Here is a 16,026-nt window from a genome sequence, read left to right as displayed (position 1 = left end):
CCCTGGATTGCTTCGTCGGCTTCGCCTCCTCGCAATGACGGCATTGGGAAGCGGGAGAGGCAATGCGCTACTCCTCGCCGCTTCGCGTCATGACGAAGGTGTTTTCGTCCGGCCCACTTCCCCCGGATCTCTCCGAAAAGCTCGACTGCTATGAGGCGCTGCTGCGGAAGTGGCAGGGAGCGATCAACCTGGTCGCGCCCTCGACCCTCCCCGAGGTGCGGCGCCGGCATTTCGCGGATTCGCTGCAGCTGGTGCCGCTGATCCCGGACGGCGCCAAGGTGCTGGTCGATCTCGGCAGCGGTGCCGGCTTTCCCGGGCTGGTGCTGGCCCTGGCGACCGGGCTTGAGACCCATCTGATCGAGAGTGACCAGCGCAAGGCCGAGTTCCTGCGCGCCGTTTCACGTGAAACACGGGTGCCGGTGACTGTCCATGCCAGGCGGATCGAGCAGGTGCCGCCCTTCCCGGCCGATGTGGTGACCGCCCGTGCCCTGGCCGCCCTGCCCATCCTGCTCGACCACGCTGCCCGATTCGCCGGCCCGCACACCGTCGCGCTCTTTCCCAAGGGTCGTGGCGCCGAGGCCGAATTGACCACCCTGCCTGCATCATCGAAGATGACCATAGACCTCCATCCGAGCCGGACCGATCCCGACGCCGTGCTCATCCGCATCGAGGGGTTCGCCCGTGGCTGACGACGCCCACCTGACAACCATGAGTTTGGCGGCCGACACGGCCCGTCTCACCCGCACCATCGCCGTCGCCAACCAGAAGGGCGGAGTCGGCAAGACCACCACGGCGATCAACCTGGCGACCGCCCTCGCCGCCGTGCGCAAGCGCGTGCTGGTGATCGACCTCGACCCGCAGGGCAACGCCTCCACCGGCCTGGGCCTGCCGCGGGCCAAGCGCGGCGTCGGCTCCTACGACCTGCTGTTCGGCACCACCAATGTCGCCGGTTCGGCGGTGCCGACCGAGGTGCCGGGCCTCGACCTGATCCCGGCCTCGGTCGACCTGGCCGGCGCCGAGGTCCAGCTGGTCGAGGCGGTGCGGCGCGAATACCGGCTGCGCAGCGCGCTCAGGCCCCATGCCGACGGCTACGACTACATCCTGATCGATTGCCCCCCCTCGCTCGGCCTCCTCACCCTCAACGCGCTGACCTCGGCCGATGCCGTGCTGGTGCCGCTGCAATGCGAGTTCTACGCGCTGGAGGGACTCAGCCACCTGATGCGGACGATCGAGCGCGTCCGCAAGGCCTTCAACCCGGCGCTCGAGATGCAGGGGATCGTGCTGACCATGTATGACCGGCGGAACAACCTCTCCGACATGGTGGCGCGCGACGTGCGCCAGCATCTCGGGGCCAAGGTGTATGAGACGGTGATCCCGCGGAACGTCCGTGTCTCCGAGGCGCCGTCGCATGGCAAGCCGGTCCTGGTCTACGACCTCGCCTCCTCCGGCGCCCAGGCCTATGTCCATCTCGCTTCCGAGATGCTGAAACGCGAAGAGCAGAGGAGCGCGGCATGAGCGCGGCCGAGAGCAGCCATCGCCGCCGCCCCAGCCTGGGCCGCGGCCTCGACGCCCTGTTCGGCGAGGCCGAGGAAGCCGACATCGCCGCCGCCAGCGCGGGCGGAGAGCCGCGGGCGCCGCGCAGCCTGCCGGTCGAGTTCCTGAGCCCCGGCCCGTTCCAGCCGCGGCGGAAGTTCGACGAGGCGGAAATGGACCGGCTGGTCGAGTCGATCCGCACCCAGGGCGTGCTGCAGCCCCTCCTGGTGCGACCGGTCGAGGGCAAGGCCGACCGCTACCACATCATCGCCGGCGAGCGCCGCTGGCGCGCGGCGCAGAAGGCCAAGCTGCACGAGGTGCCGGTGGTGGTCCGGCCGATGTCGGACCGCGAGGCGCTGCAGATCGCGATCATCGAGAACGTCCAGCGCCAGGACCTGACGGCGCTGGAGGAGGCTGAGGGCTATCAGCGGCTGCTCGCCGAATTCAGCCTGACCCAGGAGGATGTGGCCCAGGCGGTGGGCAAGAGCCGCAGCCACATCGCCAACACGCTGCGCCTGCTCGACCTGCCGGACACGGTGCTGGCGCAGCTGCAGGAGGGCCTGCTGACGGCCGGCCACGCCCGGGCGCTGCTGGGCTGCCCGGACCCCGAGGCGGCGGCGCGGACGGTGATCGCCAAGGGGCTGAACGTCCGTCAGACCGAGCAGCTGGCCCGCGACGCCCGCGAGCAACCCCCTGCCCCGTCCCGGCCGGTATCGCGGGACCCGAACATCGTGGCGATGGAGCAGGACATCGAGACCCGGCTGGGCTTCAAGGTGAAGATCGACACCCGCGACAACACCAGCGGCACGATCCACATCCAGTACAGCAACCTCGACCAGTTCGGCGCCCTGCTGATGCGGCTGCGGGGCACGAAGGAGAATTAAGGCGGCTTGCTGCCGTCGCCCCCTCGCCGTCATTGCGAGGAGGCGAAGCCGACGAAGCAATCCAGGAGTCACGCCAAACGGCCCTGGATTCCTTCGCTACGCTCGCAATGACGAAGAAGGGAGGGGTGCAGAGCGCCGGTATAGAAATAACTGACTGAAATCATTCAGTTTTTCCGCGCCACGGCTCTTGCGATGCGCAGCAGCGTCGCGGCGCAGACGGTCTCCGGCGGGCGGCCGGTGCGCTTGCATTCCGCCTCGGCCTCGATCAGGCGGCGCAGCGCCTCGCCGATCTGGCCCTGGTTCCAGCGCCGGGCCTGGCCGCGGATCGCGGCCTTGGCCTTGAAGAACACCGGCGGCCGCAGCGCCGCCATGGCCGCGTCCGGCGCGTCGCCGCTGTCGATCATCACCGCCAGCTGGTGCAGCCGCAGGAAATGGCGCTGCACCGCGCGCAGGATGCCGACCGCCTCGCCGCCCTCGGATAGCAGCCGGTTGAGGGCACGGTCGAGGGTCGGCAGATCGCCATCCGCCACCGCCATGGCCAGGTCGTCCAGCGACCGCTCGGTGGCGTCGCCGATGCAGGCGCGCACCGCCTCGAGATCGACGCGGCCACCCTCCCCGACATAGGCGATCAGCTTCTCGACCTCGCGCCGGGCGATCTGGCGGTCCCCGACCAGCGACGCGGCCAGCAGCTGCTCGGCCTCGCCATCGGCCGAGACCTTGGCCTCGGCCAGCAGGCGATGGATGAAGCGGCCGATCGCCTCCTCGTCGGGCATGTAGCAGGCGATCGCGGCCGCGCGGTCCGCCCCTTCCGCCAGCTTGCGCAGGGCCGAGCGTGGCGTCAGCTCGTCGGCCTCGAGCACCACCAGCGTGTCGGTCTCGCCGCCCTTCAGCACGGCTTCCAGCGCCGGCGCGACGGCATCGGACGCGTCGCGCACCCGCACCAGGCGGCGGCCGCCGATCAGCGACAGGGCGAACACCTCGTCGACCAGCCGCGCCGGGTCGCGGCCGATCTCGGCCGAGGCTAACTCGGCGACGCGGAACGGGTCGGTCGGCGGGTCGATCACGCCGCGCGCCAGCGTGTCGGCATAATCGCGCACGGCCCCGGCATCCGGGCCGTACAGCAGCACCGCGCGGATGCCGGGATCGGGCCGCCGGACGAAGCCGTCGATCCGGTTCGGCGGCAGCTTCACGGGTGGCGGTCGAAATAGAGCGCGAGACGGGTGCGGATGTCCTCGCCGACCGAACGCAGCGCCCGTTCGCGGGCATCGCGCTCGCCGACCAGGGTGGTGTACTGGTCCGCCAGGATGTTGAAGCTGGTGATCTCGCTGACCGAATCGGAGAAGACCGGCTGGCCGGTCTTGCGGTCGGTCAGCACGAAGCTGGCCGTTAGCGTCAGATTCTTGCGGGTCGTGGTCAGGTCGCTGATCAGGTTCACGTCCTGCTGCGATTCGGCGAGCGACACGCCGAGGTCGTAGGCCGGCTGGGCCGGACGGCCCTGCGGGTTGAGCATGCGGATCAGCTCGGTGCGCAGGATCTGGCCCGACCGCTCGCCGATGATGCCGACATTGACCTGCCCCAGCCGGTCGGACATCGCCGCGCCGACCGAGTTGGTGCCGTAGAGCGGCCTGAGCCCGCAGGCCCCGAGCGCGAGGATCAGGAGCAGCGGCGCTGCGCGGTGAGCCCAGGACTTAGCCGACGACATTGACGATCCTGTTCGGGACGACGATGACCTTGCGGACGGTGCGGCCTTCCAGGGCCCGGGCGACATTGGCGTCGGCCAGCGCGGCCTCGCGCGCCGTCGCCTCGTCCACGTCGCGCGGCAGCACGATGGTGGCGCGCAGCTTGCCGTTGACCTGGACTGCGATCTTGGCGGTGTCGTCGACCAGCAGCGCCGGGTCGGCCTTCGGCCAGGGCGCGTCGGCCAGCAGGCCGTCATGGCCCAGATGCTGCCACAGCGCCTCGCCGACATGCGGCACCATCGGGCCGATCAGCCGGACCACGCCATCGAAGGCCTCACGCAGGGCCCATGCCTCGCCCTGCCCGGTCCCGTCGATCTTCGCGACCAGGTTGGTCAGCTCGCGGATGCGGGCCACGGCCTTGTTGAAGTGGAACCGCTCCAGATCGTCGCCGACGCCGGCGATGGTCTTGTGCAGCGCCCGGCGCAGCCCTTCGGCCGCGGGGCTGAAGCCGTTCGGCAGCGGCGACCCGGCCGCGGGCAGTGCCACCGGGGCCTCGGTGACCAGCCGCCACAGCTGCTGCAGATAGCGCCAGGCGCCCTCGATCCCGGCCTCGGTCCACTCCATGTCGCGCTCCGGCGGGCTGTCCGACAGGATGAACAGCCGCGCCGCATCGGCGCCGTAGGTGTCGATGATCAGCTGCGGGTCGACCGTGTTGCGCTTGGACTTCGACATCTTCTCGATGCGGCCGGCGGTGACCGGCGCGCCGCCGGCCAGCGTGGTCCACACACCCTGCTCGTCGCGGCCGACCTCGGTCGGGTACAGCCAGGCGCCGTGGGCGTCGCGATAGGTCTGGTGCGTGACCATGCCCTGGGTGAACAGCCCGGCGAAGGGCTCGTCGATGCCCAGATAGCCGCAGCGCTTCAGCGCCCGGACGAAGAAGCGTGAGTACAGCAGGTGCAGCACCGCATGCTCGATGCCGCCGACATACTGGTCGACCGGCAGCCAGCGGTCGACCGCGGCGCGGTCGAAGGCGCCCTCGGCCCGTGGTGAGCAGAAGCGCGCGAAGTACCAGGAGGATTCGAAGAAGGTGTCGAAGGTGTCGGTCTCGCGCCGGGCTTCGCCGCCGCAGTTCGGGCAGGCGACGTGCTTCCAGGTCGGGTGCCGGTCCAGCGGATTGCCCGGCTGGTCGAAGGTCACGTCCTCCGGCAACGTCACCGGCAGCTGGTCCTCCGGCACCGGCACGATACCGCACTTGTCGCAGTGGATGATCGGGATCGGGCAGCCCCAGTAGCGCTGGCGCGACACGCCCCAATCGCGCAGCCGGTAGCGCACCGTCCCCTCGCCCGCCTGGCGCTGCTGCAGGGCAGCGATGGCGATGTCCTTGGCCTCGGCCACCGACACCGGGCGATCGGGCGTCAGCGGGCCCAGCTCGTAGGCGTAGACGCCATCGGTCAGGACCATCGCCTCGGCCAGGGCAGTACCGTCGGGCCGCCCCTCGCCGGCCGGCCACAGCACCGGGATGATCGGCAGGCCATAGGCCCGGGCGAAGTCGAAATCGCGCTGGTCATGCGCCGGGCAGCCGAAGATGGCGCCGGTGCCGTATTCCATCAGCACAAAATTGGCGACATAGACCGGGACGGTGCGGCTCGGGTCCAGCGGATGGACAGCGCGCAGCCCGGTGTCGATGCCGCGCTTCTCCTGCGTCTCGATCGCCGCCTCGCTGGTGCCGCTGCGGCGGCATTCGGCGACGAACTCGGCCACCGCCGGGTCGGCGCGACCGATCTCCTCGGCCAGCGGGTGGTCGGGCGAGACGGCGCAGAAGCTGGCGCCGAACAGCGTGTCCGGCCGGGTGGTGAAGATCTCCAGCCCGCTGCCTTCTCCCTCTGGTCTGCCCTGCAGCGGGAAGGTGACGCGGGCGCCGACCGACCGGCCGATCCAGTTCTCCTGCATCAGCCGCACGCGTTCGGGCCAGCGCTCCAGCGTCGGCAGCGCCGCCAGCAGGTCGTCGGCGAATTCGGTGATGCGCAGGAACCACTGGTTCAGCTTGCGCCGTTCGACCGGGGCGCCGGAGCGCCAGCCGCGGCCGTCGATTACCTGCTCATTGGCCAGGACGGTGTTCTCGACCGGGTCCCAGTTGACCCAGGATTCCTTGCGGTAGGCCAGGCCCGCCGCCAGGAAGTCGAGGAACATCTTCTGTTCGTGGCGGTAGTAGTCCGGGTGGCAGGTCGCGATCTCGCGGCTCCAGTCCAGCGACAGCCCCATCGACTGCAGCTGGCCGCGCATCGCCGCGATATTCTCATAGGTCCAGGCAGCCGGATGGGCCCCGCGCTCGATCGCCGCGTTCTCGGCCGGCAGGCCAAAGGCGTCCCAGCCCATCGGATGCAGCACGTCGAAGCCCAACGCCCGGCGGTGCCGCGCCACCACATCGCCCAGCGTGTAGTTACGGACATGGCCCATATGGATGCGCCCCGACGGATAGGGGAACATCTCCAGCACATAGTATTTCGGCCGGTCGCCCAGCGTCTCGAGCCGGAAGGTGCCGCGCTCCCGCCACACGGCCTGCCACTGCGCTTCGGTCTCTCGGTGGTTGTAGCGGGACATCTCGATGCTCTGTGCCGGAAAGCCTGGCCGGGCGCCCGGGGGCGGGCGTCCTGCAAACACGAATCTCTGCGGCTTCGCCACGGGGAGCGAAACCGTCCCAGGCATTTACAAGGAAAGGGCGCCGGGGATCAATCCCGCGGCGCCCGGAAGCCCCTCTGCCCTGCGGCGAAACTCACTGGGCGGTCGACTGCTCGAGCCCGGTGATGCGCAGCTGCCGCGCCTTGGTCAGGATGGTGTCTTCGAGCGCGCTCGCCATGGTCGTCGGCGCCGGGGCGTCGGCCCAGCCGCCGCGGCCCTGGACCTGGCGGAACACGCTGACCCGGACGCCGTCGGACCGCAACTCGCGGCCCAGGATGTAGACGTTCAGCTTGTAGCGCTCGCCGGGCGCGTTCGGCGCCGTATACCAGTCGGTCACGATGGTACCGCCGAACGGGTCGGCGCTGGTGATCGGCATGAAGGACACGGTGTCGAGGCTGGCCCGCCACAGATAGGCGTTGACGCCGAGGACGGCGCCCTCGCCGAGATCCTTGTTCCGGTCCGCACCGGCGCCGAAGGTCAGCCCTCCCGAGCCGAAGATGCTTTGATTTTCCCCCGGGGTCCGCTCGCGGGACGGGCCCAGCTCCGGGCTGGGAGCCACCTTGATGCCCTCGTCGGACGAGCAGGCGGCGAGCGACAGGGCAACCGTCGCCAGGGCGATCAGGACTCTCGGCGGCATGGGCGGGGCCAGATAGAAAAAGGGAGCGGCATGATAGCCGCTCCCTTCTCGAAGGCTAGCTTTTTATCGGTTCGATCAGAACGCGACCGAGATGCCGGTCTGGAAGACAGCCTGCTCCCAGCTGGTGTCGGTCGGGTTGCCGTTGGTGAGACGGAAGTTCTGGATTTCGTAAATCACCTCGGCGTAGGTGTTCAGGCCCGGCGCCAGGTTATAGTTCACGGTCGCGGCCGCGACGTGGTTGTCCTTCAGGTCCGAACCCTTGTCGTCGGAGCCCGACAGGCCGTTGCCCTTGTCAGCCCAAGTGTAGGCATAGCCGAGGCCGAAGTTGAGGGCACCCAGGCTGTAGCCGAGGCCGAGGCCGACGGTGTCGAAGTTCTTGTCGGTCGCGCCGGCGTTGAAGCCGCTCGGCGTGCCGACCCAGACGAGGCTGGCGACGATGCCGCCGAAGCCGACCTGGGCACCCGCGCTGTAGGTCTCGAGATCCCAGTGGTGGTCGATGCCGTTGGCGTAGCTGGCGGTGCCGCGGACCTTGACGCTGGTGCCGTCGAACTCGCCTTCATAGCCGATGCCGGCGCTGATCGCGTCCTCGAAGATCTGACCGCCGTCGAACAGATCGGCCCGGCCCTGGGTGCCGTTGCTGAGGTTCTTGTCGCCGGAGATCACCGGGGTGAAGCCGACGGCGAAGATGAAGCCGCCGAGGCTCGGCGAGGCGTACTTGATGCTGGTGCTCTTATCCAGGCCCGAATGGTAGGTCGGATCGAGCGAGAAGAAGTCGGCGCCGCCGTAGCGATAGTTGCCGTCCAGGTTGTCGCCGTAGCCGCCCTGCGAGTTCAGAATGTCGTCGGGCGCGAAGAAGTAGCCGAAGTCGCCGGCCACCTGCGGCGAGTCACCGAAGGTGACGGTACCGAAATCGCCCTTCAAATAGACGTACTGGCGGTCGACCGTGACGTCCTGGCGGCGGTTGACGTTGTTCATACGGATGCGGGCGCCGTATTCGAGGCCGGAATCCGTGACGTTCTTGATGTCGAACTGCAGACGGCCGTTCGAGTTGAAGTCGTATTCGCGGTCGCGGTTGTCGTCATCCGAGCCGATGATCAGGCCGGCTTCCCAGGCAACGAAGCCACTGATCTTCATGCTCAAACCGGACGTCACCGGGTTGTCTGCCGCCAACGCCGGCATCACGACCAGAGCGGCAGCGGCCAACGCCGTCCCACCCAGCAGAATCTTCTTCATTCCTAACCTCCTAACGCGGCCGAGCGGCCGTGATGTCCCTTAGATGTCCCCTCGAAGACGACACCACAGCCAAGGTGCGAATGGCGTCGATCTGCAGGTTATACGGGGCAGCCATGCCAGCCGACAATCCGCAAGTTGCACAGAAGTCACAAAAGCTGGGACCTGTGGTTCCATTGCAACACGCCTCTAGAACGTTCCTGCGGGAAGCGAAGCGGGTGCAAGCCATCGGTCAGAACGCAGGTAGACAGGGGATTGTCCGGCACCGCGGCGCGGAGCCGCGTGCCTGTTAAGGCCCTGCGGCGCCAAGCCGCGCTGCGGCTCGCGGCGTTGCAATTGCGCATCGGCGTGCCGGATTGTCGCAGTATGACGGCCATCACACCCGCGGACTCTGCCGCCTGCTCGTGCCGCGGGCGTTGCAATCCCGCATGGTTGTGCCGGATTCTGGCGGCATGACGACCAACACACTCGCAGACTCGATCGCCGCGCTCCGGTCGCGGATCGAGGCCGCCGCCCGGGCCGCCGGCCGCGACCCCGCCGCGGTCACCCTCGTCGCCGTCTCCAAGGTCCAACCGGAGGACCGCATCGAGGCCGCGCTCACCGCCGGCCAGCGTGTGTTCGGCGAGAACCGGGTGCAGGAGGCGCAAGCCCGCTGGGCCGAGCGACGCGCGGTCCGGCCGGACCTGCAGCTGCGGCTGATCGGGCCGCTGCAGACCAACAAGGCCAAGGACGCGGTGCGGCTGTTCGACGTGATCGAGACGGTCGACCGCCCGAAGCTGGCGCGCAGCCTGGCCGAAGCGATGGCGGCGACCGGCCGCACGCTCGACTGCCTGATCCAGGTCAACACCGGTGAGGAGCCGCAGAAAGCCGGCGTGATGCCGCGCGAGACCGAGGGCCTTTACCGGCTGTGCACCGGGGACTGCGGCCTCTCGATTCGTGGCTTGATGTGCATCCCGCCGGTGGAGGAGCCGCCGGCGCTGCATTTCGCGCTGCTGGCCGACCTGGCCGCACGGCTCGGCCTGCCGGTGCTGAGCATGGGGATGAGCGACGATTTCGAGACCGCAGTGCGCTACGGCGCCACCCATGTTCGGGTCGGCACCGCCCTGTTCGGCACCCGGGTCACGCCCTCGCCTACGGCTGCCTGATCACCAGCGCATCGCCGGGCGCGGCCGCGGCCAGCAGCTCGAGCAGATCGGCCCGGGCGAGGGCGACGCAGCCTTCGGTCGGGCCCCAGTCGGGCCGGGCCAGATGGACGAACACGGCGCTGCCCAGGCCGACGACCGGCGGGTCGTCATTGTGGCCGATCACGATCACCAGATCGTAGAGGGCGTCGTCGCGCCACATCCGCTCGTGTCGGGCGGGGTGGGGCAGGCGGACCGGGCGGTTGTAGGCCGGATCGGCGGGGTCGTCGCACCAGCCGTCCCCGGGCGCGATCGCGGCGCAGGGCAGGGCGGTCGCGGGGGCGGGGCCGCGGTCCGGCCGATACAGGACCCGGCGCAGCGGGAACCGCCCGGTCGGCGTCGCCCCGTCGCCTTCGCGCTTGTCCGGCCGCACGCCGCCCTTGCCCAGGGCGCAGGCCCTGCGGCCGGCACCCCACTCGATCCATCCCTCGGCCGAGACCACCACCTGCACCGCTTCGCCTCCTCTCGGTCGCCATCGCTGCGGACCGTGCTAGATTGCCACCGATGGCCATCGCATCCGATACGCCCGACGCCAGGAAACGGCTTCTTCTCGCCTGCGGCAACAGTGCGTTGCGCGCGCTGCTGGGCGAGCAGTTCGCGACGTCGGCCGATTTCGCCGCGACGGTGGTGTCCGAGGCGGCGGCGGCCGAGGTGGCGGTCGTTGGCGGCGACTTCGCCGCCGCGATCATCGACGACGCGATTGTCGACGACGGGGGAGCCAAGCTGGGACCCGAGACACTGTGCGGCCGGCTGCGCGATTCTGGCCTCGCCGGGCCGATCCTGGCGATCGGCGATCGGGCCGAGCGCTTTGCCGATGCCGATGCGACGCTGCGCCCGCCGATCCGGATCGGCGTCCTGCTGAACAGCCTGCGCGCCGCCCTGGCGCGGCGTGGCCAAGCCCGGCCCGACCCCGATCTGGGCCCTTACCGCTTCGACCTCACCGGCCTGCGCCTGACCCATACGACCGACGGGCGGGAGATCCGGCTGACCGCCAAGGAGGCGGCGATCCTGCGCCATCTGCGCCGGCACGACGGCGCCACCGTGCCGCGCGACGCGCTGCTCGACGCCGTGTGGGGCTATGCCTCCGGAGTCGCCACTCACACGGTGGAGACCCATATCTATCGTCTGCGGCGCAAGATCGAGGCCGACCCGGCCCGGCCGGCGCTGCTGCTGACCGTCCCCGGCGGCTATGCCCTGGGCGGGCAGGGGCCGGGCGAGGAGAAAGGGCCGTGAGTCCGGTGATTCATCCTGTGACGGGCGACACAGACACGGGGTTCCGGCCGTGTTTCACCATCAATATGTCGAAAAGACCTTTTTTCTCGACTCGTGCGACTCGGTGCGCGACAGTTTCCTCCGCCGGCGTCCTCGGACGTGACGGATGGTTTCCCGCGCGCCGAGAGTCAGACTGACGCGCCTATGGCGAAAACGAGCGACCTCATGCTCCGGTTCTGGGGTGTTCGCGGCAGCATCGCCTGCCCGGCCTCCTGCAACATGCGCTACGGCGGCAACACGAGCTGTATCGAGATCCGGCGCGGCGACGACCTCCTGGTCATCGATGGCGGCACCGGCCTGCGCGACCTCGGCCACCGGCTGATGGAGGAGGGGCGGCCGGATGTCGACGTCTTCTTCACCCATACCCATTGGGACCATGTCTGCGGCGTGCCGTTCTTCAAGCCGGCCTACGCCAAGGGCCGCAAGGTGCGTTTTTGGGCCGGCCACCTGAAACCGCAGAACAAATCGATCTATTCGGTGTTGTGCGAGACGATGATGGCGCCGCTGTTCCCGGTGCCGATCGGCGTTTTCCAGGACTGCGAGTATCACGATTTCGACTGCGGCACCCCGATGGAGCCCTTCCCGGGCATCAAGCTCAGCACCTGCTGGCTCAACCACCCGAATCTCGCCTGCGGCTACCGCATCGATGTCGGGGGCAAGAGCATCTGCATCATCACCGACACCGAGCACCGGCCGGAGGGGGTGGACCAGGTCATCGCCGATTTCGTTCGCGGCGCCGACATCATGGTGTATGACGCCATGTTCACGGATGAGGAGTATCCGAGATTCGTCGGCTGGGGCCATTCGACCTGGCAGGAGGCACTCAAGCTCGCGGATGCGGCTGATGTCGGCCGGGTCGTGCTGTTCCACCACGATCCCAATCACGATGACGCGTTCCTGGACCGGATCGCGGATGCCGCGGACCGCCGGCGTCCCGGCACGCTGGTCGCGCATGAAGGCATGACGTTGCACCCTTGAGTACCGTTCCTCCCGATTTCGGCCGCCGCCTGCGACGCTGGCGCCTGGGCCTTGCCACGCTGTTCGGCCGCCAGCCGAAGGGCTTCTTCATCCCCTGCAGCTATGCCGACGAGGTGCCGGACACGCTCCTGCCCTATGCCGGGCACGAGGCGCTGTTCCGCGCCTCCGAGCCGGTGTTCCAGGCCGTGCTCGACGTCATCGAAGGCTATCGCGACGGCCTGCTGGCGATCGGCGCGACCGAGCGAGACTCGCCGCCGCCGCAGCCGCGCTGGAACCAGGGCTGGTTCGCCCGGCTCGACGCCGCCGCGGCTTACGCCATGGTACGGGCGCGGCAGCCGGCCCGGATCGTCGAGGTCGGCTCCGGCCACTCCACCCGCTTCATGATCCGGGCGGCGGTCGATGGCGACCTGGCGATGGAGTTCACTGCCATCGACCCGGCGCCGCGGGCGGCGATCGCCGATCTCGGCATCACCCATCTCGAGCAGACGGTGCAGGAGGCCGGGACCGAGCCGTATCGCGACCTGGCCGAAGGCGACATCCTGTTCATCGATTCGAGCCACATCGCCATGCCCGGCACGGATGTGGATTTCCTGGTCAACCGGGTACTGCCCTGCCTGGCGCCGGGCGTTCTGGTGCACATCCACGACATCTGCCTGCCCGACCCCTATCCCGCCGAATGGGGCTGGCGCGGCTACAACGAGCAGCAGGTGGTGGCGGCGCTGTTGACCGGCGGCGGCTTTAAGCCGGTCTTCGCCAGCCACTACGCGGCGACGCGGATGGCCGAGGCGGTGTCCCGCACCGTGATCGGCCAGCTGCCGCTGCGCGACGGCACGCCCGAGACCAGCCTGTGGCTCGAGAAGGCCTCACAGCCGCTGGCGTATCTCTGAGGGCGTGCGCGGGGCCTTTCAGCGTCGCGATTCAGCCAACGACGCGGCGATATCGGCGATCGAGCGGAACAGTACGAGCGGGTCGTCTCTCGACGGCAGGAAGCCCCGCCGTCGCCAGAATGCCGCGGCTTCATCGTCGATGGCCCTGACCATGAGCGCGCGACCTCCAATGAGTGCCGCTGCCGCCACGCAGCGTTCGAGGGCGTGCGTCACCAGGCCCGTGCCGATGCCGCGCCCGGCCCAGCCGATGTCGGTCGCGAGCTGGCCGAGCAGCAGGCACGGCACGGGATCGGGTGGCTGGCCTGTGCGGATGGGTCGGGGCAGCAGGTTCGGAACGACCGCGGTCGGCGCGAGGCCGTAATAACCGACGACGTGGCCCGCCTCGTGAACCACCATGACGGCGGTGAAGCCTTTCTCCTGATTGGCGAGCGCCCGGGTCCTCAGCCAATGGTCGAGGCCGGACTTGCCGCAGGAGAACTCGGATAGGTCGTGGGCGGCGGTCAGCGGTTCGGGGGCCGAGAGGGGCAAGGGTCAGCGCTTCGCGACGCCGCCCGGCTCCCACGGCGCGGGTCGCCTCATCAGCTCTACCATCTCGGGCACCGGGCCGGCCGGCGCGGACAGGGCCGCCATGAAATCGGCGAAACCCTCCGGCGTCATGCGGATCAGCCGGTTCTCCATCAGCACATCCTCGGCGGCACGGACGGCTGCGTCGCGCACGAAATCCGTGCGCGACCGGCCGCGAAGGCCGGCGGCGCGATCGATCATCGCGATGTCGGCCTCCGGCAGGCGCATCGAAATCGGGTGTTCCTTGCGCTCGGCTTTGTTCGTCATCGGCGTCTCCTGCCGCAATCTAGCTGCTTGTAGCGCAAATTGCAATACAGACCTTCCCTACCGGTACGGGTCCGCGGCGTCGCGCAGGCCGTCGCCGAAGAACTGGAAGGCCAGCACCACGATGATCACCGGCAGCACCGGCATCAGCAGCCAGGGGTAGAGCGCGACGACGTTGATGTTCTGCGCCTCGTTCAGCAGCACGCCCCAGCTGGTGACCGGGGGCCGGAGGCCGAGGTTGAGGAAGCTCAGCGCCGTCTCGCCCAGGATCATGCCCGGGATGGTCAGGGTGGCCGAGGCGATCAGGTGGCTCATGAAGCTCGGCAGCAGGTGGCGGAAGATGATCCGCGGCGGCTGCGCGCCCATCAGTTGGGCGGCGACACAGAAATCCTCCTCGCGCAACGCCAGCAGCTTCGACCGCACCGACCGGGCCAGGCCGGTCCATTCCACCAGGCCGAGGATGATGGTGATGCCCATGAACACCAGGATCGGGCTCCAGGTCACGGGCAGGGATGCCGACAGGGCCATCCACAGCGGCAGCTGCGGAAAGCTCTGGATCACCTCGATCAGCCGGTTGACGACGTTGTCGATCCAGCCGCCGTAATAGCCGGCCAGGCCGCCGATGGTGATGCCGAGAATGAAGCTGACGGTGATGCCGATCAGCCCGACGGTCAGCGAGATCCGGGCGCCGTAGAGGATGCGGCTCAGCATGTCGCGGCCAAGTCGGTCGGTGCCGAACAGAAAGAAAGTGCCGTGCTCGGGCGGGCAGACCAGGTGCAGGTCGGCCTCGAACATCCCCCAGAACCGATAGGCGTCGCCATGGCAGAAGAAGCGCAGCGGCTGCGGCTGCGCGCGGTCCTCGGTGTAGACCCGCCGCATTGAATCCATGTCGAGCGAGTACTGGTAGCCATAGACATAGGGGCCGACGAAGCTGCCCTCGTGGAAGAACCGGACCTGCTGCGGCGGCGCATAGATGTGGCCGGTGTGGCGGCTGTCCAGCCCGTAGGGCGCCAGGAATTCGCTGACCAGGATCGAGAGATAGGCCAGCAGCAGCACCACGCCGGAGATCGCGGCCAGGCGGTGGCGCTTCAGCTTCCACCACATGATCCGCCATTGCGACGCCAGGAAGTAGCGTTCCTGCTGCGGCGTCAGCGGCGCCTCGAGATAGGGGTCCCAGGGCGCCGGGTTGACGTAGTGCTGGGGCTCGCGGGGGACGTCGCTCATTTCACGGCCCCTCCCGACAGGCGGATGCGGGGATCCAGCACCGCCAGCGCCAAGTCCGAGACCAGCGTGCCGATCACCGTCAGCACCGCCATCCACAGCACGAAGGAGCCGGCGAGATACATGTCCTGGCTCTGCAGCGCCGACAGCAGCAGCGGGCCCGCGGTCGGCAGGCTCAGCACCACCGAGACGATGGTGGCGCCGGAGATCAGGTGCGGCAGGATGTTGCCGATATCGGCGATGAACGGGTTCAGCGCCATGCGCAGCGGGTATTTCAGCAGCGCCCGGCGCCGCTTCATGCCCTTGGCCAGCGCGGTGACGTAGTACTGCTTCTGCAGCTCGTCCAGCAGGTTGGCGCGCAGCCGCCGGATCATCGCCGCGGTGCCGGAGGTGCCGATCACGATCACGGGCACCCAGAGATGCTCGAGCACCGAGACGAACTTGCCCCAGCTCATTGGCTGGTCCAGGTATTTCGGGTCCATCAGCCCGCCGATGGAGATGCCGAACCACTGGTTGGCCAGGTACAGCAGCACCAGGGCCAGCAGGAAGTTCGGCGTGGCGAGGCCGAGGAAGCCCAGGAAGGTCAGCCCGTAGTCGCCGATGCTGTACTGGTGCGTTGCCGAATAGATCCCGATCGGGAACGACACCACCCAGATGAAGATCGTGGTGGCGATGGTCAGCAGGATGGTCAGGAACATGCGGTCGCCGACCACCGCGGTCACCTGCATGTTGTACTCGAACGACCAGCCGAAATCGCCGCGCAGGCAGTTGCCCAGCCAGGACAGATATTGCAGCAGGAAGGGCTGGTCGAAGCCGTAGGTCTCGCGCATGAACTGCATCTGGGCCGGGTTCATCGACTCGCCGCGGCTGCGCAGCTCATTGACCATGGTGGTCAGGTAGTCGCCGGGGGGGGCCTGGATGATGGCGAAGCTGATGAAGCTGATCGCGAGCAGGGTCGGGATCATCACCAGGAGGCGCCGGGCGATATAGCTCAGCATGGTGTCCCTGCCCCCTGTG

At 68.7% G+C, this 16,026-nt stretch carries 17 protein-coding genes; 7 read left to right on the top strand and 10 right to left on the bottom strand.

The window, feature by feature from the left end:
* The first annotated feature begins 62 nt into the window (after nt 1-62).
* From rsmG to AB4Z01_RS13625, 3 genes are read left to right on the top strand one after another with little or no spacing between them, the layout of a single operon-like run.
* Entirely contained in the window at nt 63-689 is a 627-nt protein-coding gene (gene rsmG / locus AB4Z01_RS13635) for a 16S rRNA (guanine(527)-N(7))-methyltransferase RsmG (protein WP_441694420.1), read from the top strand.
* Nucleotides 690-708: 19 nt separating this feature from the next.
* On the top strand, nt 709-1,515 hold the full coding sequence (locus tag AB4Z01_RS13630) for a ParA family protein (RefSeq protein ID WP_441694507.1): 807 nt from the start codon (nt 709-711) through the stop codon (nt 1,513-1,515).
* Nucleotides 1,512-2,417: a ParB/RepB/Spo0J family partition protein gene (locus AB4Z01_RS13625; RefSeq protein WP_441694418.1), complete on the top strand. Its 906-nt coding sequence runs from the start codon at nt 1,512-1,514 to the stop codon at nt 2,415-2,417. Before AB4Z01_RS13630 ends, AB4Z01_RS13625 begins: the two co-directional genes overlap by 4 nt.
* 164 nt (nt 2,418-2,581) lie before the next feature.
* Here AB4Z01_RS13625 and holA read toward each other — a convergent pair whose 3' ends face one another.
* The 5 genes from holA to AB4Z01_RS13600 all read right to left on the bottom strand — a co-directional run bounded on the left by holA (nt 2,582) and on the right by AB4Z01_RS13600 (nt 8,645).
* Nucleotides 2,582-3,607 carry a DNA polymerase III subunit delta gene (holA, locus tag AB4Z01_RS13620; RefSeq protein WP_441694416.1) on the bottom strand — a complete coding sequence of 342 codons (1,026 nt, stop codon included), beginning with the start codon at nt 3,605-3,607 and terminating at the stop codon, nt 2,582-2,584.
* Nucleotides 3,604-4,119 (bottom strand): LPS assembly lipoprotein LptE, encoded by a 516-nt coding sequence (gene lptE, locus AB4Z01_RS13615; RefSeq protein WP_441694414.1) that lies wholly within the window; start codon nt 4,117-4,119, stop codon nt 3,604-3,606. The genes holA and lptE overlap by 4 nt, the downstream gene beginning before the upstream one ends.
* Nucleotides 4,106-6,697: a leucine--tRNA ligase gene (gene leuS, locus AB4Z01_RS13610; RefSeq protein WP_441694412.1), complete on the bottom strand. Its 2,592-nt coding sequence runs from the start codon at nt 6,695-6,697 to the stop codon at nt 4,106-4,108. The genes lptE and leuS overlap by 14 nt, the downstream gene beginning before the upstream one ends.
* Nucleotides 6,698-6,869: 172 nt before the next feature.
* On the bottom strand, nt 6,870-7,412 hold the full coding sequence (locus AB4Z01_RS13605; protein WP_441694410.1) for a DUF3576 domain-containing protein: 543 nt from the start codon (nt 7,410-7,412) through the stop codon (nt 6,870-6,872).
* Nucleotides 7,413-7,487: 75 nt separating this feature from the next.
* The gene (locus AB4Z01_RS13600; RefSeq protein ID WP_441694408.1) at nt 7,488-8,645 is read right to left on the bottom strand and encodes a porin; all 1,158 of its coding nucleotides are present in this window, start codon (nt 8,643-8,645) and stop codon (nt 7,488-7,490) included.
* Between the two features lie 449 nt (nt 8,646-9,094).
* Between AB4Z01_RS13600 and AB4Z01_RS13595 the strand changes: the two genes are divergently transcribed.
* Nucleotides 9,095-9,787 carry a YggS family pyridoxal phosphate-dependent enzyme gene (locus AB4Z01_RS13595; protein ID WP_441694407.1) on the top strand — a complete coding sequence of 231 codons (693 nt, stop codon included), beginning with the start codon at nt 9,095-9,097 and terminating at the stop codon, nt 9,785-9,787.
* Here AB4Z01_RS13595 and AB4Z01_RS13590 read toward each other — a convergent pair.
* Nucleotides 9,774-10,274: a L,D-transpeptidase family protein gene (locus AB4Z01_RS13590; protein ID WP_441694406.1), complete on the bottom strand. Its 501-nt coding sequence runs from the start codon at nt 10,272-10,274 to the stop codon at nt 9,774-9,776. The genes AB4Z01_RS13595 and AB4Z01_RS13590 overlap by 14 nt on opposite strands.
* Before the next feature lie 53 nt (nt 10,275-10,327).
* On the opposite strand from AB4Z01_RS13590, the gene AB4Z01_RS13585 reads away from it, so the two are divergent.
* The 3 genes from AB4Z01_RS13585 (at nt 10,328) to AB4Z01_RS13575 (ending at nt 12,960) form a co-directional block, all read left to right on the top strand.
* Nucleotides 10,328-11,056: a winged helix-turn-helix domain-containing protein gene (locus tag AB4Z01_RS13585; RefSeq protein ID WP_441694404.1), complete on the top strand. Its 729-nt coding sequence runs from the start codon at nt 10,328-10,330 to the stop codon at nt 11,054-11,056.
* A gap of 204 nt (nt 11,057-11,260) precedes the next feature.
* Entirely contained in the window at nt 11,261-12,073 is an 813-nt protein-coding gene (locus AB4Z01_RS13580) for an MBL fold metallo-hydrolase (RefSeq protein ID WP_429224964.1), read from the top strand.
* Nucleotides 12,070-12,960 carry a class I SAM-dependent methyltransferase gene (locus tag AB4Z01_RS13575; RefSeq protein ID WP_441694402.1) on the top strand — a complete coding sequence of 297 codons (891 nt, stop codon included), beginning with the start codon at nt 12,070-12,072 and terminating at the stop codon, nt 12,958-12,960. Before AB4Z01_RS13580 ends, AB4Z01_RS13575 begins: the two co-directional genes overlap by 4 nt.
* Before the next feature lie 18 nt (nt 12,961-12,978).
* On the opposite strand, the gene AB4Z01_RS13570 is transcribed toward AB4Z01_RS13575, so the two are convergent.
* The 4 genes from AB4Z01_RS13570 to AB4Z01_RS13555 are packed head-to-tail and all read right to left on the bottom strand — an operon-like array spanning nt 12,979 to nt 16,007.
* Complete coding sequence (locus AB4Z01_RS13570) at nt 12,979-13,488, bottom strand: GNAT family N-acetyltransferase (RefSeq protein ID WP_441694400.1); 510 nt, start codon at nt 13,486-13,488, stop codon at nt 12,979-12,981.
* A gap of 3 nt (nt 13,489-13,491) precedes the next feature.
* Nucleotides 13,492-13,809, bottom strand: a complete 318-nt coding sequence (locus AB4Z01_RS13565; protein ID WP_441694398.1) for a type II toxin-antitoxin system TacA family antitoxin — start codon at nt 13,807-13,809, stop codon at nt 13,492-13,494.
* A 39-nt stretch (nt 13,810-13,848) separates the two neighbouring features.
* The gene (locus tag AB4Z01_RS13560; protein ID WP_441694396.1) at nt 13,849-15,012 is read right to left on the bottom strand and encodes an ABC transporter permease; all 1,164 of its coding nucleotides are present in this window, start codon (nt 15,010-15,012) and stop codon (nt 13,849-13,851) included.
* Nucleotides 15,009-16,007 (bottom strand): ABC transporter permease, encoded by a 999-nt coding sequence (locus AB4Z01_RS13555; RefSeq protein ID WP_441694394.1) that lies wholly within the window; start codon nt 16,005-16,007, stop codon nt 15,009-15,011. The genes AB4Z01_RS13560 and AB4Z01_RS13555 overlap by 4 nt, the downstream gene beginning before the upstream one ends.
* Nucleotides 16,008-16,026 lie beyond the last annotated feature (19 nt).

The organism is Inquilinus sp. YAF38 (assembly GCF_052113205.1).
Classification (GTDB): Bacteria; Pseudomonadota; Alphaproteobacteria; order DSM-16000; family Inquilinaceae; genus Inquilinus.
Note: the sequence above shows the minus strand (reverse complement) of the source record. Positions and strands in the feature narration are given on the sequence as shown.

Coding starts and splice junctions, on each gene's coding strand:
- AB4Z01_RS13555 (WP_441694394.1), bottom strand. CDS start 16,007: ATGCTGAGCTATATCGCCCGGCGCCTCCTGGTGATGATCCCGACCCTG.
- AB4Z01_RS13580 (WP_429224964.1), top strand. CDS start 11,261: ATGCTCCGGTTCTGGGGTGTTCGCGGCAGCATCGCCTGCCCGGCCTCC.
- AB4Z01_RS13600 (WP_441694408.1), bottom strand. CDS start 8,645: ATGAAGAAGATTCTGCTGGGTGGGACGGCGTTGGCCGCTGCCGCTCTG.
- AB4Z01_RS13585 (WP_441694404.1), top strand. CDS start 10,328: ATGGCCATCGCATCCGATACGCCCGACGCCAGGAAACGGCTTCTTCTC.
- AB4Z01_RS13560 (WP_441694396.1), bottom strand. CDS start 15,012: ATGAGCGACGTCCCCCGCGAGCCCCAGCACTACGTCAACCCGGCGCCC.
- AB4Z01_RS13625 (WP_441694418.1), top strand. CDS start 1,512: ATGAGCGCGGCCGAGAGCAGCCATCGCCGCCGCCCCAGCCTGGGCCGC.
- lptE (WP_441694414.1), bottom strand. CDS start 4,119: ATGTCGTCGGCTAAGTCCTGGGCTCACCGCGCAGCGCCGCTGCTCCTG.
- AB4Z01_RS13605 (WP_441694410.1), bottom strand. CDS start 7,412: ATGCCGCCGAGAGTCCTGATCGCCCTGGCGACGGTTGCCCTGTCGCTC.
- rsmG (WP_441694420.1), top strand. CDS start 63: ATGCGCTACTCCTCGCCGCTTCGCGTCATGACGAAGGTGTTTTCGTCC.
- leuS (WP_441694412.1), bottom strand. CDS start 6,697: ATGTCCCGCTACAACCACCGAGAGACCGAAGCGCAGTGGCAGGCCGTG.
- AB4Z01_RS13630 (WP_441694507.1), top strand. CDS start 709: ATGAGTTTGGCGGCCGACACGGCCCGTCTCACCCGCACCATCGCCGTC.
- AB4Z01_RS13595 (WP_441694407.1), top strand. CDS start 9,095: ATGACGACCAACACACTCGCAGACTCGATCGCCGCGCTCCGGTCGCGG.